This is a genomic window from Sphingomonas tagetis (assembly GCF_024211275.1).
Lineage (GTDB): Bacteria > Pseudomonadota > Alphaproteobacteria > Sphingomonadales > Sphingomonadaceae > Sphingomonas > Sphingomonas tagetis.
Map to the genome: position 1 here is coordinate 108,592 of NZ_JAMLDX010000007.1, position 19,995 is coordinate 128,586.

23 protein-coding genes are annotated in these 19,995 nt (G+C 67.4%); 12 read left to right on the plus strand and 11 right to left on the minus strand.

Features of this window, described 5'->3' with window-relative positions; translation table 11 throughout:
• Positions 1-7: 7 nt before the first annotated feature.
• Together M9978_RS10870 and M9978_RS10875 are read left to right on the plus strand one after the other, a co-directional pair.
• Positions 8-1,309, plus strand: a complete 1,302-nt coding sequence (locus tag M9978_RS10870) for a putative porin (RefSeq protein WP_254293066.1) — start codon at positions 8-10, stop codon at positions 1,307-1,309.
• Complete coding sequence (locus tag M9978_RS10875; protein ID WP_254293067.1) at positions 1,309-2,505, plus strand: carbohydrate porin; 1,197 nt, start codon at positions 1,309-1,311, stop codon at positions 2,503-2,505. Before M9978_RS10870 ends, M9978_RS10875 begins: the two co-directional genes overlap by 1 nt.
• On the opposite strand, the gene M9978_RS10880 is transcribed toward M9978_RS10875, so the two are convergent.
• The 6 genes from M9978_RS10880 to xseA all read right to left on the minus strand — a co-directional run bounded on the left by M9978_RS10880 (position 2,502) and on the right by xseA (position 6,073).
• Positions 2,502-3,185 (minus strand): putative 2OG-Fe(II) oxygenase, encoded by a 684-nt coding sequence (locus M9978_RS10880; protein ID WP_254293068.1) that lies wholly within the window; start codon positions 3,183-3,185, stop codon positions 2,502-2,504. The two genes, M9978_RS10875 and M9978_RS10880, sit on opposite strands and share 4 nt — an antisense overlap.
• Positions 3,186-3,192: 7 nt before the next feature.
• Entirely contained in the window at positions 3,193-3,315 is a 123-nt protein-coding gene (locus M9978_RS23095; protein ID WP_302053931.1) for a hypothetical protein, read from the minus strand.
• Between the two features lie 97 nt (positions 3,316-3,412).
• The gene (locus tag M9978_RS10885) at positions 3,413-3,556 is read right to left on the minus strand and encodes a hypothetical protein (RefSeq protein WP_254293069.1); all 144 of its coding nucleotides are present in this window, start codon (positions 3,554-3,556) and stop codon (positions 3,413-3,415) included.
• Positions 3,557-3,608: 52 nt separating this feature from the next.
• Positions 3,609-4,475 carry a M23 family metallopeptidase gene (locus tag M9978_RS10890; RefSeq protein WP_436977182.1) on the minus strand — a complete coding sequence of 289 codons (867 nt, stop codon included), beginning with the start codon at positions 4,473-4,475 and terminating at the stop codon, positions 3,609-3,611.
• Complete coding sequence (locus tag M9978_RS10895) at positions 4,472-4,672, minus strand: DUF2093 domain-containing protein (RefSeq protein WP_254293070.1); 201 nt, start codon at positions 4,670-4,672, stop codon at positions 4,472-4,474. Before M9978_RS10895 ends, M9978_RS10890 begins: the two co-directional genes overlap by 4 nt.
• A gap of 24 nt (positions 4,673-4,696) precedes the next feature.
• Entirely contained in the window at positions 4,697-6,073 is a 1,377-nt protein-coding gene (xseA, locus tag M9978_RS10900) for an exodeoxyribonuclease VII large subunit (RefSeq protein ID WP_254293071.1), read from the minus strand.
• Between xseA and purD the strand changes: the two genes are divergently transcribed.
• Positions 6,072-7,340: a phosphoribosylamine--glycine ligase gene (gene purD, locus M9978_RS10905; RefSeq protein WP_254293072.1), complete on the plus strand. Its 1,269-nt coding sequence runs from the start codon at positions 6,072-6,074 to the stop codon at positions 7,338-7,340. The genes xseA and purD overlap by 2 nt on opposite strands.
• Before the next feature lie 140 nt (positions 7,341-7,480).
• On the opposite strand, the gene gmk is transcribed toward purD, so the two are convergent.
• From gmk to M9978_RS10930, 5 genes are read right to left on the minus strand one after another with little or no spacing between them, the layout of a single operon-like run.
• Complete coding sequence (gene gmk, locus M9978_RS10910; RefSeq protein ID WP_254293073.1) at positions 7,481-8,155, minus strand: guanylate kinase; 675 nt, start codon at positions 8,153-8,155, stop codon at positions 7,481-7,483.
• Positions 8,156-8,197: 42 nt separating this feature from the next.
• Complete coding sequence (locus M9978_RS10915) at positions 8,198-8,395, minus strand: hypothetical protein (protein ID WP_254293074.1); 198 nt, start codon at positions 8,393-8,395, stop codon at positions 8,198-8,200.
• Positions 8,396-8,440: 45 nt separating this feature from the next.
• Positions 8,441-9,832: a class II fumarate hydratase gene (gene fumC, locus M9978_RS10920; protein WP_254293075.1), complete on the minus strand. Its 1,392-nt coding sequence runs from the start codon at positions 9,830-9,832 to the stop codon at positions 8,441-8,443.
• A 54-nt stretch (positions 9,833-9,886) separates the two neighbouring features.
• The gene (locus M9978_RS10925) at positions 9,887-10,420 is read right to left on the minus strand and encodes a winged helix DNA-binding protein (protein WP_254293076.1); all 534 of its coding nucleotides are present in this window, start codon (positions 10,418-10,420) and stop codon (positions 9,887-9,889) included.
• Positions 10,421-10,474: 54 nt separating this feature from the next.
• Positions 10,475-10,957, minus strand: coding sequence for an SspB family protein (locus M9978_RS10930; RefSeq protein WP_254293077.1), 483 nt, complete (start codon positions 10,955-10,957; stop codon positions 10,475-10,477).
• A 116-nt stretch (positions 10,958-11,073) separates the two neighbouring features.
• Between M9978_RS10930 and hisB the strand changes: the two genes are divergently transcribed.
• From hisB to M9978_RS10975, 9 genes are all read left to right on the plus strand, one after another.
• The gene (hisB, locus tag M9978_RS10935) at positions 11,074-11,661 is read left to right on the plus strand and encodes an imidazoleglycerol-phosphate dehydratase HisB (protein ID WP_254293078.1); all 588 of its coding nucleotides are present in this window, start codon (positions 11,074-11,076) and stop codon (positions 11,659-11,661) included.
• A complete protein-coding gene (hisH, locus tag M9978_RS10940; RefSeq protein WP_254293079.1) occupies positions 11,658-12,260 on the plus strand; it encodes an imidazole glycerol phosphate synthase subunit HisH in 603 nt (200 codons plus the stop codon). The genes hisB and hisH overlap by 4 nt, the downstream gene beginning before the upstream one ends.
• Entirely contained in the window at positions 12,257-12,973 is a 717-nt protein-coding gene (gene hisA / locus M9978_RS10945) for a 1-(5-phosphoribosyl)-5-[(5-phosphoribosylamino)methylideneamino]imidazole-4-carboxamide isomerase (RefSeq protein WP_436977183.1), read from the plus strand. Before hisH ends, hisA begins: the two co-directional genes overlap by 4 nt.
• Positions 12,970-13,734, plus strand: coding sequence for an imidazole glycerol phosphate synthase subunit HisF (hisF, locus tag M9978_RS10950; RefSeq protein ID WP_254293081.1), 765 nt, complete (start codon positions 12,970-12,972; stop codon positions 13,732-13,734). The genes hisA and hisF overlap by 4 nt, the downstream gene beginning before the upstream one ends.
• A 35-nt stretch (positions 13,735-13,769) precedes the next feature.
• A complete protein-coding gene (locus tag M9978_RS10955; RefSeq protein ID WP_254293082.1) occupies positions 13,770-13,970 on the plus strand; it encodes a hypothetical protein in 201 nt (66 codons plus the stop codon).
• Between the two features lie 31 nt (positions 13,971-14,001).
• Positions 14,002-14,322: a phosphoribosyl-ATP diphosphatase gene (locus M9978_RS10960; protein WP_254293083.1), complete on the plus strand. Its 321-nt coding sequence runs from the start codon at positions 14,002-14,004 to the stop codon at positions 14,320-14,322.
• Positions 14,312-14,704 (plus strand): histidine triad nucleotide-binding protein, encoded by a 393-nt coding sequence (locus tag M9978_RS10965; RefSeq protein WP_254293084.1) that lies wholly within the window; start codon positions 14,312-14,314, stop codon positions 14,702-14,704. The genes M9978_RS10960 and M9978_RS10965 overlap by 11 nt, the downstream gene beginning before the upstream one ends.
• A gap of 101 nt (positions 14,705-14,805) precedes the next feature.
• Entirely contained in the window at positions 14,806-16,383 is a 1,578-nt protein-coding gene (locus M9978_RS10970) for an amino acid permease (protein WP_254293085.1), read from the plus strand.
• 635 nt (positions 16,384-17,018) lie between these two features.
• The gene (locus tag M9978_RS10975; RefSeq protein ID WP_254293086.1) at positions 17,019-19,991 is read left to right on the plus strand and encodes a TonB-dependent receptor plug domain-containing protein; all 2,973 of its coding nucleotides are present in this window, start codon (positions 17,019-17,021) and stop codon (positions 19,989-19,991) included.
• Positions 19,992-19,995: the final 4 nt, after the last annotated feature.

Consider the following 19,995-nt stretch of genomic DNA (forward strand, 5'->3'; position numbering starts at 1 on the left):
TCAGTCCATGCGTTTCGTCCTGCTCGCCGCCGCCGCGCTCAGCGCCGCCAGCCCCGCGCTGGCGCAGGATCCGCGGCTCGACACGCTCGAACGCCGACTGACCGAGCAGCAGCAGCGTATCCAGCAGCTCGAATCGCTGGTCGCCGAGCAGGCCGCGCTGTTGAAGCAAGTCCGTGCCGAACGCGCCGCAGCGCCGGTCGCGCCGCCGCCCATGGCTGTCGCTGCCGCACTCGCCGCGCCGTCGGTGGCGGTCGTCGCGGCCGTTCCAGCCGCGACCGGCCCGTTCCGCATCCCCGGTCTCGACGTCGGTGGCGACCTGCGCGTGCGGCAGGAGCTCAACGTCTCCGCCGCCGATGCGCGCGACCGCGGCCGCTCGGTGCTGCGCGCGCGCATCCGCGCCGCCTACACCATCGCGCCGGGCCTCACCGTCGGCGCGCAGCTCGCCACCGGCGACCCCGACGATCCCAACTCGACCGACGTTACGCTGGGCAGTTTTCTCGATGACCTGAACGTCTCGCTCGATCAGGCCTGGCTGCGCTACACGCATGGCGGCCTGACCGCCTATGCCGGCAAGTTCCCCAACATCTTCCAGCGCACCGACATGGTCTGGGACGGCGATGTCGTGCCGCAAGGCCTTGGCGCGGTCTACGCCGCCGATCTCGGCGGCGGCGCGAAGCTCGACGCGCGCGCGATCTATTTCGTGATCGACGAGGCGCAGGCCGCGCGCGACAGCGACATGCTCGGCGGCCAGATCGTCGCCGCGGTGCCGCTCTCGCCTGCGCTCAAAGCCACGCTGGCCGGCGGCTATTATCACTACCGGCTCGACTCGGTCGGCGGCGCGGACAGCGGCGACTTCCGCAGCAACCTGATCGTGGGCGGGCGCTATCGCTCCGACTTCCACCTGCTCAACGGCATCGCCGCGTTGGCGTGGAGCGGCGCAAGCCCGCGCTGGCCGGTCACCTTCACCGCCGATTATGTCAAGAATCTCGGCGCGGCGGTCTCCGCCGACAGCGGCTTCAACCTCGAACTCGCCGCCGGGCGCACCGCGCAGAAGGGCGACTGGCGCATCGCCTATAATTATTCCGAAGTCGGCGTCGATGCAGTGTTCGCCGCGTTCAGCCATGACAACACCAACATCGCCACCAACTACCAGCTGCACGGCTTCGGCCTCGCCTATGTGCCGGTCAAGGACGTGGTGCTCGACCTCGTCCTCTACCATTACAAGCCGCTCGATGCGCTCTATACGGGCACCAACCAGCCGAATGACTGGCTCGATCGCATCCGGCTCAACTTTCTGGTGAACTTCTGATGTTCTTCTCCTCGCTCGCGCTCGCCACCGCCTCGCTCGAAGGCGCCCCGCCGCAGCCCGCCGAGCAGGGCCGCCCGCACAGCCACACCCATGCCGGCGAGGAGCAAGGCGAGGATGCCGGCCCGATCTCGCTCGAACTCACTTACACCAGCGAGGTGATGAGCAACGTCGCGGGCGGGCTCGAACGCGGCACGCGCTATCTCGACAATTTCGACGTCGTGCTCGGCGCCGATCTCGAGGCGCTGACCGGCTGGACTGGCGCCAGCCTCGGCGTCTACGGCCTCTACAATAACGGCAATTCGATCAGCGATCTCGCCGGCGACGCGCAGGCGGTCAGCAATATCGAGACCGGCGTTCAGGCGGTGCGGCTGTACGAAGCGTGGCTCGACCAGAAGTTCGGCGAGAAGGCGTCGCTGCGCGTCGGCCTCTATGACCTCAATTCCGAATTCGACGCGCTCGACGCCTCGGCTTTGTTCGTCAGCAGCCCGCACGGCATCGGCACCGATTTCGCGCAGAGCGGCCGGAACGGCCCGTCGATCTTCCCTTCGACCTCGCTTGCCGCACGGTTGCAGGTCGAGCCGGCCGAAGGCTGGGCCGTCCGCGCCGCGATCCTCGATGGCGTCCCGAACGATCCCACCCGCCCCGCCCGCACGCTGATCCGCATCGGCAAAAACGAAGGCGCGCTGCTCGTCGGCGAGGTGCAGGCCCCGCTCGGCGGCGGCAAGCTGCTGCTCGGCCACTGGCGCTACACCGCCGCGTTCGACCTGACCGACGGCAGCGGCACAGCCCGCGGCAATTCAGGCACCTACATCCGCGCCGAACTGCCGCTCGCGCACCAGCCCGACGGCAAGATCGACGGTTTCGCGCGCTTCGGCACCGCGAGCGGCCGCTTCAACAGTTTCGACTTCTTCGCCAGCGCCGGCCTCAAATTCACCGGCTGGATTCCGGGCCGCGGCGAGGACGAGTTCGGCATCGCCATTGCCGCCGCCTTCACCGCCGAGCCGTACCGCGCGCTCACCGGCGCCGCACCCGCCGAAGTCGCGGTCGAGGCGACCTACCGCACCCAGCTCACCCCGTGGCTCGCGGTGCAGCCGAACCTCCACTATGTCCGCCGCCCATCCGCCGATCCGACCGTCGCCGACGCCATCGTGCTCGGCATCCGCAGCGAGATCAGCTTCGACCTGTTCGACCGCTAAGGCCCGACGGCAGCGACGTCGAACGCCACGGTCAGCCGCTCGCCGCCGTCGATCGGCTGAGTCCCGTGCCACATGCAGGATGGGAACAGCACCAGCCGCCCCGGTTTGGGCTCGATCCGGCGACATGGCTCCAGTCCGCCCGCGAGATCGGGGGGCGGCTGACCCAGTTGCAGCCAGCCGTTCGGCGCCGGTCCCATCTCGGCCTGTGACGGCACCGCGACGTACAAGGCGGAGCTGATCCAGCCCTGCGGATGAATATGATTGCTGTGATGGCCGGCGCCGGTCAGTCGCACCGACCAGGATCCGGCGAAGCGAAGCGGCCTGCCGATATGCTGCCGGGTCGGATGACGCGGATCGCATCCGCCCATCGCTGCGACATGCCGCTCGACCGCGGCCAGCACGACCGCGCGCAACTGCCGGATTTCGGCCGCTTCGAGCGTGAACAGCGGCCCAGCGGTCTGCGTGCCGCCCCTGACCGACTGGCCCGCAGGCGCCGCCTGAGCGCGATGCCGGCTGCGCATAAATGCCGCCAGCGGGTCGATCAGTGCGGCGATATCGAGATCGAACACACCGACCAGCCCGGCATCGCCCGCGAGCCAGTCGAAGCGCGGGTCGCCGGTCACGCGCCAGGCAAGCGAGACATAGGGCCATAGCGCGCGCAACTGGGCGTATCCAGCCATGGCTCGATCAGCCGCACCGCTTCGTCCACGCGTCCGGCGCGCAACAGGTGCGCGCCTGTTGCTCCGCAAATTCGACGCCGCCGTGCGTGCCGAGCCGCGCGAACAGCAGGTCGGCCTCAGCGAGCCGCACCAGCTCCGACGACACAATGCCGGCAGCAGCGGGAGCACGGATTCGACCCGATCGCTGCACTCGCACGGTCGATTACCGCGTCAGCGCGCGAATAAGTCTAGACCTTAACGATCGCGCGCTCCCACGCGACCCATGTTTCGGCTAAGTGCGGCATCGCCCGCAACGCCCGCAGGTAGCTCGCGTCGAACCCTTCGGCGTCGCCCAATTGCCAGCGTAGCGACAAGGCGATGAGCAGCTTCATGGCCGCTTTCAAGGGCGGCCGCTGGGTGCCCGTCAATCGGGCCGACTGATCTTCAGTCCGCCGTCGCCGGCATCGTTCCCGCAACCAGCAGCGGGTCGATCTTGGCGTCGCGCCAGCGCATGCCCCAATGGAGATGCGGGCCGGTCGCGCGGCCGGTCATGCCGATCGCGCCGATCGTCTTGCCGCGCCGCACCACGTCGCCGACCTTCACGTCGATCCGCGACAGGTGCAGGAACGCGCTGTGCAGCCCCATACCGTGATCAACCATCAGCAACCGCCCCTCGAGCGTGAAGGGCGAGGCGGCGGCGAGGATCACGACGCCGTCGGCGGGCGCGAGGATCGGCGTGCCCGATGGCCGCGCAACGTCGACGCCGCCGTGATAGGAGCCCGGCTCGCCGTTGTAGATTCGCTGCGACCCGAACAGCCCCGAGATGCGCCCGGTCACCGGCCACATGAAACGCTGGCGCCAGCCATTGGAGGCCGCATTGACAGCGCGCGCGGCGTTGATCTGCGCCATTTCGATCGGGCGGCGGCGTTCGAACTCGGCGCTCGGCTGGGCGATGCGCGGCAGCGTGTCGAGCCGTTCGATCCGCCAAGCGCGCTTCTGCACCGTCAGCGTCTTACGCACTTCGCTGCCATCGACCCGCGTCGCGACGATCGTGGCGGACGGGCCAGCATCGCGGTCGAACGCGATCAGGAAGCGGCCGTCCGCGGCGACCGGCACATTTTGGCCGGAGAAATTGATCCGGCTGGTCAGCGCGGGCGCGGTGCCGAGCACGGCAGCGCCCTGAATCATCGGCCCGTCAAAGGCGAAATCGCTGCGCGAAGACGCGGCGACACGCGGCTGCTGCGTGATGCCGCCCGCCCCGATCGCGAGCAGCGCACCAGCCACGACGCTCGCCCCCCCGAGTTTCCTCACGGCGTCAGCGCCGCCTTCGTCGCCAGCTCGGCGCTCGCATAGGGCTCCTGCCGGGCCACGCTCCAATAGCGCAGCGCGTCGAGCGCGATCTTCTCGCCGCTCACCGCGCACACGACATGGTCGCCCGACACCAGCACGCGAAAGCCATTGGCCATATAGTGCAGCTTGGCCGGACGCGCGGTGGAGGACATCAGCATGGCAACGCTCGCTTCATAAAGGGATCAGAACAGGCCAGGCTGTTCGGGCTTGTCGCCAGCATAGGATTTGCCGCCGCCGCGCTCAACCCGCGCATCGACCTCGCCATCCCCGAAATGGAGCTTGAGCGCGCCCGCCGCCCGCGCCGCCTCGGCCGAAGCGATCACCTTGCCGTTCACCCGCCCCTCGACCCAGGCATAGCCGCGCGCCAGCGGCTTTTCGGGATGCACCGATTCCAGCAGCCGCTCGAACCCCTTCAACCGGTCGCTCGCCCGCGCCAGCCGTTGCTCCAGCACTGCCGGGCGCAGGGCACCAGCCGCCCGATCCAGCACGCCACGCGCACTCGTGACCCGCCGCTCCAGCGCACGGTCGAGCCGCGCCCCCACATCGTCCGCGCGCTGGCGCTGCGGCCCGAGCAACGCGTCGCGCTTGGGCAGCACGCGCACCAGCGCCGCCAGCTGCTCGCCGCCGCGCTCATGATAGCGCCGCGCGTAGCGTTCGGTGCGCAGTGCCAGCGTCGCGACATGATGGGCAAGATCGGCGCGCACCGGCACCGCCATCTCTGCCGCCGCGGTCGGCGTCGGCGCGCGCACATCCGCGGCGAAGTCACACAGGCTTGTGTCGGTTTCGTGCCCCACCGCCGAGATGATCGGGATCGAGCAGGCCGCGACCGCGCGCACCACCACTTCCTCGTTGAACGCCCACAAATCCTCGATCGAGCCGCCGCCGCGCGCGACGATCACCAGATCGGGCCGCCGCACCGGGCCTTCCGCCGGCATGGCATCGAACCCGCGCACCGCCGCCGCGACCTCCTCCGCCGCGCCCTGCCCCTGCACCTTGACCGGCCACACCAGCACATGGCTCGGGAAACGATCCGCCAGCCGGTGCAGGATATCGCGGATCACCGCCCCGGTCGGCGAGGTCACCACGCCGATCGTGCGCGGCGCGAACGGCAGCGGCTGCTTGCGTTCGGACGCGAACAGCCCCTCCCCGGCCAGCTGCGCCTTCAGCTTTTCGAACAGCGCCATCAGCGCGCCTTCACCCGCCAGCTCCATCCGCTCGATCACGATCTGGTATTTGGAGCGGCCCGGATAGGTGGTGAGCTTGCCGGTCGCGACCACCTCGATCCCGTCCTGCGGCGCGAACGGCACCAGCGCCGCCGCGCCGCGCCACATCACCGCGTCGATTACCGCGTCGGCATCCTTCAGGCACAGATAGGCGTGCCCCGACGCCGCGCGCTTATACCCCGAAATCTCGCCGCGCAGCCGCACATGGCCGAACTCGCCCTCGACCATCCGCTTCAGCTTCAGCGATAATTCGCCGACGCTGAGCGGCTCGGCGTTGTCCCCCTCCCGCGCCTCGGCTACGAGCCGCGGCATATCGTCGTCGAAGGGGTCTGGCATGAACGTCCTGCTGTTGGGGTCTGGTGGCCGCGAACATGCGCTCGCGTGGAAGCTCGCGCAATCGCCCCGGCTCGATAGCCTGTACGCGATTCCCGGCAACCCCGGAATCGCCCGGTACGCGACATGCCACGACGTGACGCTGACCGATCATGCTGCCGTGATCGAGTTTTGCACACGCCACTCGATTGGCTTCGTCGTCATCGGCCCCGAAGCGCCGCTGGTCGACGGCCTCAGCGATGCCTTGCGCGCCGCCGGCCTGCCCGTGTTCGGCCCGTCGCAGGCCGCCGCCCAGCTCGAAGGGTCGAAGGGCTTCACCAAGGATCTGTGCGCGCGCGAAAACATCCCGACCGCCGGCTATGTCCGCGTCAGCGACCTCGAAACCGCCCGCCTCGCGCTCGCCCGCGATTTCGGCCGCCCGGTGGTGATCAAGGCCGACGGCCTCGCCGCCGGCAAGGGCGTCACCGTCGCGATGACCGAGGACGAGGCGCAGGCCGCGATCGCCGCGATCTTCGAAAAGCCCGGCGGCGAAGCGGTGATCGAGGAGTTTCTCGACGGCGAGGAAGCCAGCCTGTTCGTCCTCACCGACGGCGTGTCGATCATGAATTTCGGCTCGGCGCAGGATCACAAGCGCGTCGGCGACGGCGACACCGGCCCCAATACCGGCGGCATGGGCGCCTACAGCCCCGCCCCGGTCCTCACGCCCGAGCTGGAAGCCGAGGCGATCGACAGCATCATCCGCCCCACGGTTGCGGCGATGGCGAAGGACGGCATTCCCTATTCGGGTGTGCTTTATGCCGGGCTGATGCTTACGCGCACCGGCCCCAAGCTGATCGAATACAACGCCCGTTTCGGCGACCCCGAATGCCAGGTGCTGATGCTGCGGCTCGAGGACGACCTGCTCGAGCTGATGCTCGCCGCCGAGACCGGCGACCTCGCCAGCCGCCCGGCCCCGCGCTTCGGCGCTGAGACCGCGCTGACCGTGGTGATGGCGGCGGCAGGCTATCCCGGCACGCCGCAGACCGGTGGCGCGATCGGCGGCATCGGTTCGGCGGAAGAAACCGGCGCGCAGGTGTTTCAGGCGGGTACGCGGATGCACGGCGAGCAACTCGTCGCCGCCGGCGGCCGCGTCCTCACCGTCACCGCCACTGGCGCGACGGTCACGCATGCCCAGGCCGCAGCCTATCGCGCGGTCGACCGCATCGATTTCCCCACCGGCTTCTGCCGCCGCGACATCGGCTGGCGCGAAGTGGCGCGGGAAGGGAAGTAGGCAAATCCTCCCCCGCCAGGGGGAGGTGGCATCGCGCAGCGATGACGGAGGGGGAGGGCAGCGGTTGCCATCGAGAGTGCGGCGCCGTCCGCCCCCTCCGTCGCCTTCGGCGCCACCTCCCCCTGGCGGGGGAGGATAAACTACCTCGTCGCCAGCCCCATCGCGATCGCCTCTTCCTGCCGCTCGCGGATGAACCCGATCAGCCCCGGCTTGCGCGATCGTTTCTCGCGCTCCGCCTTCAGGATCGTGCGGACCTTCTCGAAACAGCCGTCGAGATCGTCGTTGACCACGACATAGTCATAGCCGTCCCAGTGGCTCAGCTCGCGCTCGGCGCGCTTCATGCGGAACTGGATGACTTCCTCGCTGTCGGTCGCGCGGTCGCGCAGGCGGCGCTCAAGCTCGGTCAACGACGGCGGTACGATGAAGATGCGGACGACGTCGCCGCCCTCCAGCTGGAACAGCTGCTGCGCGCCCTGCCAGTCGACGTCGAAAAGTACGTCCTGCCCGTCGGCCAGCATCTGCTTCACCGGCGCGCGCGGCGTGCCGTAGCGATAGTTGAAGACATGCGCCCATTCGAGGAACTCGTGCCGCGCCGCGCGCGCCTTGAATTCCTCGGTCGACAGGAAATGATATTCGCGCCCGTCCTGCTCGCCCGCACGGATCGGCCGCGTGGTCGCGGAGACCGACACGCCCATGCCGGGCTCGGCCTCGAGCAGCTTGCGCGCAATGGTGGATTTGCCCGCGCCCGAGGGCGACGAGAGCACGAACAGCACCCCACGCCGGTCGAACTCATATTCGGATTCGCGAACCGCCATGGCCGCCATTGGCGCGGCCATGGCCCGTCCGTCAAGGATTCGTCAGACGCTTCGCGCCGCTTTTCGGCGATCATACGCCTTCTTGGCGACGTAGGCGCCGCCCAGCGCGAGGCCAAGCGGCCCCATGCGCCGCAGCGCGCCCGCTGCCATCCAGCCGAGCGCGGCGCCCTTGACGCCGCCCTGACCATCGCGCTGGTCGATCTCGCGCCCGACCAGCGCGCCGATGATTTTCCCGATCATTTCAAATCCTTTGGCCTGAGTTGCGCTATCAACCCGGCGAAGCGCTCAGCGGTTCCCGATCATCGTTTCGGGCCGCACCAGCCGGTCGAATGTCGCTTCATCGACCAGTCCCAGCTTCAGCCCCGCCTCGCGCAGCGTCAGCCCCTGCTCGTGCGCGGTCTTGGCGATCCTGGCGGCATTGTCATAGCCGATCTCGGGCGCCAGCGCGGTCACCAGCATTAGCGAGCGCTCGACCAGTTCGGCGATGCGACCCTCATTGGCCACCAGCCCCTCGACGCAGCGCTCGGCGAAGCTCTCCATCCCGACGCTCAGCAGATGGATCGAGCGCAGCACCGCCGCGCCGATCATCGGCTTGAACACGTTGAGTTCGAGATGCCCCTGCATACCCCCGACCGTCACCGCCTGATGATTGCCGATCACCTGCGCCGCGACCATCGTCAGCATCTCGCATTGAGTCGGATTGACCTTGCCCGGCATGATCGAGCTGCCCGGCTCGTTGGCCGGCAGTTCGAGTTCGCCGAGGCCCGAGCGCGGACCGCTGCCGAGCAGGCGGATGTCATTGGCGATCTTGGTCAGCGCCACGGCGAGCGTGTTGAGCGTGCCCGAGAGTTCGACCAGCGTGTCGTTGGAAGCCAGCGCCTCGAACTTGTTGGGCGCCGTCTCAAACGAAAAGTCGGCCACTTCGGAAATCGCTGCTGCAATATCCTCGGCGAAACCGGACGGCGCGTTAAGGCCGGTACCCACTGCGGTCCCGCCTTGCGCGAGCCTCCTCAGCCTCGGCTCGACCGAACGGATTCGCTGATAATTGTCCCGCAGCTGCTGAACATATCCGCTGAACTCTTGCCCCAGCGTGAGCGGCGTAGCGTCTTGAAGGTGAGTGCGGCCGATCTTGACGATATCCTGCCACTCGATCGCTGCCCGCGTTGCCGATCCGCACAGCCGATCGAGTGCCGGGATCAACCGTTTCTCCACCGCCAGCGCAGCCGCGACGTGCAGCGCGGTCGGGAAGCTGTCGTTCGACGACTGGCTCATATTGACGTGATCGTTGGGATGCACCGGCGACTTCCCGCCGCGGGTGCCCGCCAGAATCTCGTTCGCCCGTCCAGCGATCACTTCGTTGACGTTCATGTTCGATTGAGTGCCGCTGCCGGTCTGCCAGATCACCAGCGGGAACTGATCGTCATGCTCGCCCCCAGCGACCTCGCCCGCCGCGGTCTCGATCGCGTCGGCCAAACCCGCATCCAGCCCGTGCTGGCGGTTCACCCGCGCCGCTGCCTGCTTCACCAGCGCCAGCGCATGGACGATCTCGACCGGCATCCGCTCGGTCGGCCCGAACGGGAAATTCTCGATGCTGCGCTGCGTCTGCGCGCCCCAATAGGCGTTCGCCGGCACCTCGATCGCGCCGATCGAGTCGGTTTCGGTGCGGGTATCGGCCATGTGAGTCTCCATTCCGCCCAGCCTTGCGCTAGAGCCGGAATATAGGAGGGACGATCAGCGGAGGAAGAACCCGGCGAGCAGCGCCAGCGGCGCGGCCACCACCACGATCGCCGCCAGCGACCATTTTTCCAGCATCCGCTGCACTTTCTCGCGGCCCTCGGCGGTCAGCCGCACCAGCACGCTGCGGCGGTCGTCGGGATTGACCGTGCGCTCGACCAGCCCGGCGGCCTCGAGCATCGCGAGATAGCGCAGCGCCGTGGTCGGCGGCACTTCGGCGGCATAGCCGATCGACAGCACCGGCGCTTCCGCCTTGGCCGGATCGAGCGCGGCCAGCGACAGCAAGATGTCCCATGCCGGCTCGCCGAACAGACCGGGGAACAGCTTGTTGCGCTGCTTGCGGAACTGCAGGATCAGCGTCGCGACATCGGGCACCGCCTTGAGCCGCTTGCCGCTCGGCGTGCCGGTCAGCTGCTTGAACTCGCGCTCGACCTCGTTGATCCGGTGCGTCAGCCGCTCCAGCTCGTCGAACAGCGCACGCGCGGCGTGGCGGTCTTTGTCGCTCGGCAGATCGGACCATTCGCGCAGCATCGACGAATCCTAGCCGCGCCGTAGCGGCAATCAACCCAAATCGAGAATATCGCGTTATTTCTTGCGCTTGAAGTCGACGGCGACGACGTTCGACCCGTCCTCGACCGGCGTGGCGGCGGGGCCGTCATTCTCGGCCTCGTCATGGGGATCGGGGCCGTCGGGGTCCTCGGCCGCCTGGAAGCGCAGCTCGAAATTCACCGCCGGATCGTGGAACCCGGTGATCGCCGCGAACGGGATCACCAGCATCGACGGGATCTGGTTGAACGACAGCCCGACCGAGAAGCGCTCGTCATCGACCTTCAGGTCCCAGAAGCGGTGCTGGAGGACGATCGTCATCTCGTCCGGAAAGCGCTCGATCAGCCGGTCGGGAATGTCGACGCCCGGCGCGCGGGTCTTGAACGTGATGTAGAAATGGTGCGTCCCGGGCAGCGCGCCGGTCGCGGCGACCTGATCGAGCACGCGGCCGACCACCGCGCGCAGTGCCTCCTGCACGATCTCGTCATAGGGAATCAGGCTATCGGGCACGCTACCAGTCATGTGCCCATGACCTAACGGCCCTGCGGTCAGGGTCAAGATGACCAGCCAAGCTGAATTGGGGGCCGCCCTAGCTGGAGCATCATTGCATGGCGACGAGCCGGCGCTATGGAGCGCCCATGCGCACCGCGACGATCAGCCGCAAGACCAGCGAGACCTCGGTCGAGGTCAGCGTGAATCTCGACGGCACCGGCGCCTATGCCATCTCCACCGGCATCGGCTTTTTCGACCATATGCTCGAACAGCTTTCGCGCCATTCGCTGATCGATCTCGAGGTGAAAACCGTCGGCGACCTGCATATCGACCAGCACCACACGGTCGAGGACACCGGCCTCGCGATCGGCGAGGCGGTCGCTCAGGCGCTCGGCGACAAGCGCGGCATCCGCCGCTACGCCGATGCGCTCAGCCCGATGGACGAGACGCTGACTCGGGTCGCGATCGACATTTCCGGCCGCCCGTTCCTCGTGTGGAAGACCGAATTCACCCAGAAGCGGCTCGGCGAGATGGACACCGAGATGTTCGAGCACTGGTTCCACAGCTTCGCGCAGACCGCGGGCGTGACGCTGCACGTCGAGACGCTGTACGGCCAGAACAACCACCATATCGCCGAAGCCGCGTTCAAGGGCCTCGCCCGCGCGCTGCGGCAGGCAGTCGAGATCGACCCGCGCAAGGCGGATGCGATCCCCTCCACGAAGGGGACGTTGTGACCGCGATCGCCCTGATCGATTACGGTGCGGGCAATCTCCATTCGGTCCACAACGCGCTGAAGGCGGCGGGCGCGAGCGACATCGCGGTCACCGCCGATGCCGCCGTCGTCGCAAAGGCCGATCGCATCGTCCTGCCCGGCGTCGGCGCGTTCGGCGCCTGCGCGTCGGGCCTGCGTGCGATTCCCGGCATGGTCGAGGCGATGGAGCAGCGCGTGCTGCGCGAGGGCGCCCCGTTTCTCGGCGTGTGCGTCGGCATGCAGCTGCTGGCGAAGACCGGCGAGGAACTCGGCAGCCATCCCGGCCTCGGCTGGCTCGACGGCACCGTGCGGCAGCTTCCCGCGAACGACGTCCGCGTACCGCATATGGGCTGGAACGACGTCATCCCCGTCGCCGATCACCCGCTGATCGAACCGGGCGAAGCCTATTTCCTCCACAGCTTCGCCTATGACGGCGAGGCGGTGCTCGCCACCACCGAGCATGGCGGCCCCGTCACCGCCGCGGTCGGCCGCGACAATTTCGCCGGGGTGCAGTTCCACCCCGAAAAAAGCCAGGCGTTCGGCCTCGCCCTCCTCGAACGCTTTCTAAGGTGGAACCCGTGATCGTCTTCCCCGCCATCGACTTGAAGTCCGGCCAGGTCGTCCGCCTCGCCGAGGGCGATATGGCGCGCGCCACCGTCTATGGCGAAGATCCCGCCGCGCAGGCGCAGGCCTTCGCCAAAGCCGGCGCGACCCACTTGCACGTCGTCGATCTCGATGGTGCGTTCGCCGGCGAATCGATCAATGGCGGCGCGGTCGCCGCGATCGTCGCCAAATTCCCCGGCAAGGTTCAATTGGGCGGCGGCATCCGCAACCGCGCCTCGGTCGAACGCTGGCTCGACATCGGTGTCGAGCGCGTGGTGATCGGCACCGCCGCGCTCGAAGACCCCGATTTCGTCCGCGAAGCCGCCGCCGCCCACCCCGGCCGCATCGTCGTCGCGGTCGATGCGCGCGACGGCTTCGTCGCCACGAAAGGCTGGGCGAACGTCTCGACCGTTTCCGTCGCCGAACTCGGCCACCGCTTCGAGGATGCCGGCGTTGCCGCGCTGCTCTTCACCGATGTCGGCCGCGACGGCCTGCTCAAGGGCTGCAACGTCGAAGCCACGCTCGCGCTCGCCGCCGAGGTCGCGATCCCCGTCATCGCCAGCGGCGGCGTCGCCGACATCAACGACATCCACGCGCTGACCGGCCAGCCGGGCATCGAAGGCGTCATCACCGGCCGCGCGCTCTATGATGGGCGGCTGGACCTCGCCGAGGCGCTGAAAGCCGCGGCATGACCGTTCGCGCCCGCGTCATCCCCTGTCTCGACGTCGCCAATGGCCGCGTCGTCAAGGGCGTGAACTTCGTCAATCTGCGCGATGCGGGCGATCCGGTCGAGCAGGCGCGCGCCTATGACGCCGCCGGCGCCGACGAGCTGTGCTTCCTCGACATCACCGCCAGCCACGAGGCACGCGGTACGATCATCGACGTCGTCCGCCGCACCGCCGAGGTCTGCTTCATGCCGGTCACCGTGGGCGGCGGCGTGCGCAGCGCCGAGGATGCGCGCGCGCTCCTGCTCGCCGGGGCGGACAAGGTCGCGGTCAACTCCGCCGCCGTGTCGCGACCCGAAGTCGTCAGCGAGATCGCCGACCGCTTCGGCAGCCAGTGCGTCGTCGCCTCGGTCGACGCGCGCCAGCTCGAACCGGGCCGCTGGGAAGTCTTCACCCATGGCGGCCGCAAGCCCACCGGCATCGACGCGGTCGCGCACGCGCTCCACCTCGCCCAACTCGGCGCGGGCGAGCTGCTGCTGACCTCGATGGACCGCGACGGCACGCGCGACGGCTATGACCTGACCTTCATCCGCACCGTCGCCGATCAGGTCACCGTCCCGGTCGTCGCCAGCGGCGGCGTCGGCAACCTCGACCATCTCGTCGCCGGCATCCGCGACGGCCATGCCAGCGCCGTCCTCGCCGCCTCGATCTTCCATTTTGGCGAGGCGACGATCGCCGACGCCCATGCCGCGCTCGCCGCCGCCGGCATTCCGGTCCGCAGCCACTAAGACTTTCGCAACCGGACGGCGGTTACAGTGCCGCCATGCTCCGCGCGCTCGTCTTCTTCCTGGTCTTCTGCGCCGTGCCGACCTTCGCCGCGCATACCGGCGAAGTCACCCGCCGCACCATGCCCGAACTGTCCGACCTCGCGCTCGCCGCGATGGCCGCGGGCGGCGTCTGGCTCGCCCAGCGCGCGATGCGCCGCCGCGCCCGCGCGCGCAAACAGGCCCAGTTGCAGGATTGACAGCCGCGCCCGCCTGACCGACTGCCCGCCAATGGCCGACATCCTCGACACGCTCGAAGTCGTGATCCGCGAACGCCGGACCGCCGACTCCGCCTCCTCCTATGTCGCCAGGCTCACCCACAAGGGCCGCGCCAAGATCGCGCAGAAGCTCGGCGAGGAAGCGGTCGAGGCTGCGATCGCCGCGGTGCAGGACGACCGCGAAGGGCTGACCGGCGAGGCCGCCGACCTGATCTTCCACCTGCTCGTGCTGCTGGCAGACATGGACCTCACCCTCGACGACGTTCGCGCCGAACTCGCCCGCCGCGAAGGCGTGTCGGGCATCGATGAAAAGGCCAGCCGAAATGCCGATTGACGCCACCGAGCCCTACGACCCCAACAACGTCTTCGCGAAGATCCTGCGGGGCGAGATTCCCTCGAAGCGCGTCTATGAAGACGAATTCGCCATCGCCTTCCACGACATCAACCCGCACGCGCCGACGCATCTGCTGGTGATCCCGACCGGCCCCTATGTCTCGTGGGACGATTTCTCCGCGAACGCGTCGGACGCCGAGATCGCCGGGTTCGTCCGCGCGGTCGGCGCGGTCGCGCGCGAAGCGGGTGCGGTCGAGCCGGGTTACCGCCTGCTCGCCAATGTCGGGCTCAATTCGGGACAGGAGGTACCGCACCTCCACGTCCATGTTTTCGCGGGCAAGCCGCTCGGTCCCATGTTGGCTGGTCCAATGCTGGCGCGATAGCCCGTGCAGTTGGGGGATTGCGCCCCCCCATTTTGCGGTTAGGCTCCCGGCATTCGCATCTCGGCGACAGGCAATGGCCTCGCCGGCTTAGGGGAAGCTGCATGACATTCGGGCGCGTCAAGCCACTCGACGCCATATTGGCGACGGCAGAAAAGAAATCACTCCATCGCTCGCTGGGCTGGTTCCAGCTCACCTTGTTCGGCATCGGTTGCGTGATCGGCACCGGCATCTTCGTGCTGACCGCTGCCGGCGCGCAAAAGGCCGGTCCGGGCCTGATGCTCGCCTTCGCCATCGCCGGCGCGATCTGCATCGTCGCCGCGCTCTGCTATGCCGAGATCGCGGCGATGATCCCGGTCGCCGGCTCCGCCTACACCTATACCTATGCGACGATGGGCGAGGTGCTCGCCTGGACCGTCGGCTGGGCGCTGGTCCTCGAATATGCGGTGGCGGCAAGCGCTGTGTCGGTCGGCTGGTCCGGCTATTTCACCGGCACGATATTGAACGAGTTCCTGGGGATACAGCTGCCCGCCTTCCTCGCGGGCGCGCCGCTGGCGCTGGGCGGCATCGAGGGCGGCTTCATCAACCTGCCCGCCGTGGTGATCGCGCTGCTGATCACCTGGCTGCTGATGATCGGCACGACCGAGAGCGCACGCGTCAACGCCGTGCTGGTCGCGATCAAGGTGACCGCGCTCACCGCATTCATCATCCTGACCCTGCCGAGCGACTATTTCTCGACCGACAAGTTCAATCCCTTCCTCCCGGCCGGCGTGTTCGGCGGCTTCGGTTCGGGCGTCGGGGCAGTCGGCGCGGCGGCGACGATCTTCTTCGCCTATGTCGGGTTCGACGCGGTCTCGACTGCGGCGGAGGAGACCAAGGATCCGCAGCGCAACGTGCCGATCGGTCTGATCGGGTCGCTCCTGTTCTGCACCGTCTTCTACATCCTCGTCGCCGCGGGCGCCATCGGCACGATGGGCGGCCAGCCGATCATGGGGCCGAACGGCGTGCCCTTCCCCGCCGGTTCGGAGGAACTCGCGCGCCAGTGCGCCACCTACACTGCCGACGCGCTGCCGCTGGTCTGCTCGAACGAAGCGCTCGCGCACGTCCTTCGCCAGATCGGCTGGTCGGGCGTCGGCAACGCGCTCGGCATCGCCGCATTCGTCGCGCTGCCCTCCGTCATCCTGATCCTGCTGTTCGGCCAGACCCGCGTGGCGTTCGTGATGAGCCGCGACGGCCTGCTCCCCGAATCGTGGAGCAAGGTGCATCCCAAGTGGAAGACACCACATGTGATCACCGCGATCACCGGCGTGGTCGTCGCCTTCGCCGCAGCGTTCCTGCCGGTCGGCAAGCTCGCCGACATCGCCAATGCCGGCACGCTCTATGCGTTCATGATGGTCGCCATCGCGGTCATGATCCTGCGCAAGACCGCCGCCGACACGCCGCGCAAGTTCAAGACGCCGGCGCTGTGGCTGATCGGCCCGCTGACTATCCTCGGCACGATCTTTCTGTTCTTCAACTTGCCGCTCGAGGCGATGATGGTGCTCCCGATATGGGGCGCGGTCGGTATGGTGATCTACTATGGCTACAGCCGCAGCCGCAGCCATCTCGGCCGCGGCATCATCGAGAGCCACGAGGTTGAGGCTGTGACCGAAATCGAGCCGCATCCGCCCGGCACGCACTGACGCTTGGTTGAAGTCTGAAACGGAAAGGGGGGGCCTCAGGCCTCCCCTTTTTCGTGTGCCTTCCCCCATGCAGCGGAGGGGCCGAGGGTGGTGCGCGGCCCGCAGGTCCGCATTCGACGGCAGCGGCAACCACCAAAAAGCCGCCGTCTCCCCCCTCACCCCAGCCGACCCGTCATCCCGGCCTCGTGCCGGGATCTACCGGGAGGCCAGCGCTGCGCTATCGCTTCAATCGCCAGCACCCGCTGCACCCTGGATCACGGCACAAGGCCAGGATGACCTCTAACGGCTCTAAGTTGTCTTCTAGCAGTACGCCATTTCTTCTGAGCTCCGGTCGGTCCGCTTTCACGTGCGGGAACTTCAATCTGACCGATCGCCGAACTCCTTTAAAGTAAGCAATGTAGTTCGTGCTGCCGCAACCAAGCAGGACCGTGTTGCATATATGTGGCACCCAGCAACAAATCTGACGGCTCAACGACACATTACAACGTCGTAGCTTTACAGGTGTGCGACCCGTATGCATCACCTTAGCTATTGGATTGGGGCGAACCGGATCGACTGCGCTGGCCGCCCTGCATTGAAAGGGTGTCATTATGAAAACGGTTTCATGGGCCGCGCTGCTGCGTGGCACTGTCGGAATGTCTGCGCTTGCGCTGAGCGGTATCAGTCTTTGCGTCACGCCCGCGCTCGCTCAGAGCGCGCCGCCCGCGCCTGTGGACACGCAGTCTTCGGACGCCGGGTCGGAAGACACCATCGTCGTCACTGGTTCGCTCCTGAGCCGCGCCGACACCGACACCCCCTCGCCCGTCACCGTTATCAGCGCCGAGACGCTTGATCGCGCCGGCGTCACCAACATGGCCGACGCGATCCGTCAGGCGTCGGCCGACGGCGCGGGCTCGATCGGCGTCGGCTTCACCAGCGGCTTCTCGGCGGGCGGTTCGGCCGTGTCGCTGCGCAACCTCGGCGTCTCCTCGACGCTGGTGCTGGTCGACGGCCTGCGCTCGGCCAACTTCCCGCTCAGCGACGACGGTCACAATAGCTATGTCGATCTCTCCAGCATTCCGCAGGTCAACCTCGAGCGTGTCGAAGTCCTCAAGGACGGCGCCTCGTCCACTTATGGCGCGGATGCGATCGGCGGCGTGGTGAACATCATCACGCGCAAGCAATATGTCGGGATCGAAGGCGGCGCCGAAGCCGGCGTTTCGGAAAAGGGTGACGGCCAGAAGTACCGCGCGCACCTGCTAGCCGGCTTCGGCGATTATGCCAGCCAAGGCTGGAACGTCTATGTCGGCGGCGAATATGAAAAAGGCGGAAAGGTCACGGCCGATTCGCGCGGCTTCCCGTTCAACACGCTGGACCTGCGCGCCATCGGCGGCCGCGACAACAACCGTGCTGACGACACGCTGACCACGCCGACGACCAATGCCGTCGTGACGCGTGTCACGCAGACCAACCTCAACAATCCGCTGGCTGGCAGCGTGGCGAACGCCACCACCCCGGCTGTCTTCAATTCGCTGACCCCGCTCGCCAGCTGCCAGTTCGGCACCTTCTCGGAAAATACTTCAGCGCGCGTCGGTACGGCGTGTGCGCATGATTTGACCCGGGAATATGTCCAGATCATGCCGCCGCAGGAGCGCTATGCCGGTGTTGCACGGTTCAGCTTCCGCGTGAGCGACGCGATCGAGGGCTATGTCGCTGGCAGTTATTCGCACAACAAGGTCGATATCACCCTGTTGCCGCGCGGTATCCGCCAGAACCAGGCGTTCGGCGGCTCACCGGCGACTTCCACGACGAACCCCGGCATCGTGCTGCCTGTGTGGATCTGCCCGTCGGGGGTGAACTGCGCCAATCCGGCGACGCCGGGTCGCACGTTGAACCCGAACAACCCCTATGCCGCCGCGTTCGCCAATGATCCGGCAAACGGTGCCGCGCGCATCTATTACCTGTTCGGCGACGTGAAGGCCGGCTCGGTCCGCACGAACGAGCTGTACCGTATCACCGGCGGCTTGCGCGGAACGATCGGCGACACTTGGCGGTGGAACATCGAGGCCGGCTATTCGCGCGACGACCTGCGGCTCGTCCAGACCGGGTTTGCCAATCTCAACGGCCTTGTGCAGGCGATCAACACCGGCTCGTACAATTTCGTCAATCCCAGCCTGAACTCGCAGGCGGTGCGTGATGCGGTGTTGCCGCCGATCACCTCGCTGTCGAACTCGCAGGAGACCACGATCGACGCGTCGATCAGCCGCAGCCTGTTCACGCTGCCGGGCGGCGATCTTCAGATCGCAGTCGGCGGGCAGTACCGCAAGGAAAAGCTGACCAATCGCAGCGCCAACCCGAACCTCGACGTGCCGGGCCTGTCGACCGCGCAGGCATTTGGCGACCGCGACGTGTGGGCCGCTTATTTCGAAATTAGCGCGCCGATCCTCGACTCGCTCGAGGTCAACGCGTCGGGCCGCTACGACAGCTATTCGGAAGGGTTCAGCCGCTTCTCGCCAAAGATTGGCGCGAAGTTCTCGCCGATCCGAGAAATCTCGATCCGGGGTACCTATTCGCAAGGGTTCCGTGCCCCGACCTTCGCCGAGATCGATCCGCGCAGTTCCTTCTCTGGCTTTGTCGGCTTCACGCCGCCGGCCGCCTTCCAGGCAGCGCACGCCGCCAACGCCTCCTATTTCGCGCCATACTCGGTGGGACGCGGTTTCGTGGGTAATCCAGACATCCAGCCCGAAACGTCGCGCAGCTTCACCGCCGGTGCGGTATTCGAGCCGACGCGGAACATCAGCTTCACCGTCGATTATTTCAACGTGAAGAAGCAGGGGCTGATCACGGCCGGACCGCTGGCGGGCGATGCGATCGCTGCCTATTATTCGGTCTCTGGCCAGACCTTCGCCTCGGCGGCGGCGGCTTCGACGGCAGGATGCGCCGCGGTGGCGGCGGTCGGGGCTGGATATTCGTGCAACGTCATCGATGGCGCCGATCCCTTCGCGCTGAACTCGCTGCCCCGCTTGCTGGTGGTCAACGCGCCTTATGTAAACTCCGCATACGACCTTACGACCGGTCTACAGTTCGGCGCCAATGCGCGGTTCGATCTCAGCGAGGACGTCAGGTTTGAGTCCCGCTTGGACCTTCAGGCCACGTTGATCTTCAACCGTCACCTCGCCAACGGCCAGGTACAGCGTTTCACCGGCTCGGTCGGGCCGGCGGATCTCTCGTCCGGCGGCGGCACGCCGAAGTGGCGCGGCAACTGGCAGAACACCCTGATCATGGGTCCGCTCTCGCTGACCGCGACGACCTATTATGTGGGCAGCATGAAGGGGGTCGCGACGGACCAAGGCAATTTGGACACGTCGTGCGCGGCTACGCTCTACAAGGATGCCGCCGGCGGCAATTCCTTCTGCAAGATCAACCGCTTCATCTATGCGGACCTGAACGCGACGGTGGAAGTGAACGACAAGTTCAGCTTCTTCATGTTCGTCGGCAACGTCACGAACTCGAAGGCGCCGCTTTACGCGAACACGCTCTACACGACTCAGCCGAACTACCTGGCCTCCTGGCATCTGCCGGGCCTGATCGGCCGGACCTTCCGCGCGGGGGCGAACTTCAAGTTCTGACCCA

What these genes read in the sequence shown, in the direction of transcription:
- M9978_RS10870 (WP_254293066.1), top strand. Translation starts at nt 8, where the DNA reads ATGCGTTTCGTCCTGCTCGCCGCCGCCGCGCTCAGCGCCGCCAGCCCC.
- M9978_RS10875 (WP_254293067.1), top strand. Translation starts at nt 1,309, where the DNA reads ATGTTCTTCTCCTCGCTCGCGCTCGCCACCGCCTCGCTCGAAGGCGCC.
- M9978_RS10880 (WP_254293068.1), bottom strand. Translation starts at nt 3,185, where the DNA reads ATGGCTGGATACGCCCAGTTGCGCGCGCTATGGCCCTATGTCTCGCTT.
- M9978_RS10885 (WP_254293069.1), bottom strand. Translation starts at nt 3,556, where the DNA reads ATGAAGCTGCTCATCGCCTTGTCGCTACGCTGGCAATTGGGCGACGCC.
- M9978_RS10895 (WP_254293070.1), bottom strand. Translation starts at nt 4,672, where the DNA reads ATGCTGATGTCCTCCACCGCGCGTCCGGCCAAGCTGCACTATATGGCC.
- purD (WP_254293072.1), top strand. Translation starts at nt 6,072, where the DNA reads ATGAACGTCCTGCTGTTGGGGTCTGGTGGCCGCGAACATGCGCTCGCG.
- xseA (WP_254293071.1), bottom strand. Translation starts at nt 6,073, where the DNA reads ATGCCAGACCCCTTCGACGACGATATGCCGCGGCTCGTAGCCGAGGCG.
- gmk (WP_254293073.1), bottom strand. Translation starts at nt 8,155, where the DNA reads ATGGCGGTTCGCGAATCCGAATATGAGTTCGACCGGCGTGGGGTGCTG.
- M9978_RS10915 (WP_254293074.1), bottom strand. Translation starts at nt 8,395, where the DNA reads ATGATCGGGAAAATCATCGGCGCGCTGGTCGGGCGCGAGATCGACCAG.
- fumC (WP_254293075.1), bottom strand. Translation starts at nt 9,832, where the DNA reads ATGGCCGATACCCGCACCGAAACCGACTCGATCGGCGCGATCGAGGTG.
- M9978_RS10925 (WP_254293076.1), bottom strand. Translation starts at nt 10,420, where the DNA reads ATGCTGCGCGAATGGTCCGATCTGCCGAGCGACAAAGACCGCCACGCC.
- M9978_RS10930 (WP_254293077.1), bottom strand. Translation starts at nt 10,957, where the DNA reads ATGACTGGTAGCGTGCCCGATAGCCTGATTCCCTATGACGAGATCGTG.
- hisB (WP_254293078.1), top strand. Translation starts at nt 11,074, where the DNA reads ATGCGCACCGCGACGATCAGCCGCAAGACCAGCGAGACCTCGGTCGAG.
- hisF (WP_254293081.1), top strand. Translation starts at nt 12,970, where the DNA reads ATGACCGTTCGCGCCCGCGTCATCCCCTGTCTCGACGTCGCCAATGGC.
- M9978_RS10955 (WP_254293082.1), top strand. Translation starts at nt 13,770, where the DNA reads ATGCTCCGCGCGCTCGTCTTCTTCCTGGTCTTCTGCGCCGTGCCGACC.
- M9978_RS10960 (WP_254293083.1), top strand. Translation starts at nt 14,002, where the DNA reads ATGGCCGACATCCTCGACACGCTCGAAGTCGTGATCCGCGAACGCCGG.
- M9978_RS10965 (WP_254293084.1), top strand. Translation starts at nt 14,312, where the DNA reads ATGCCGATTGACGCCACCGAGCCCTACGACCCCAACAACGTCTTCGCG.
- M9978_RS10970 (WP_254293085.1), top strand. Translation starts at nt 14,806, where the DNA reads ATGACATTCGGGCGCGTCAAGCCACTCGACGCCATATTGGCGACGGCA.
- M9978_RS10975 (WP_254293086.1), top strand. Translation starts at nt 17,019, where the DNA reads ATGTCTGCGCTTGCGCTGAGCGGTATCAGTCTTTGCGTCACGCCCGCG.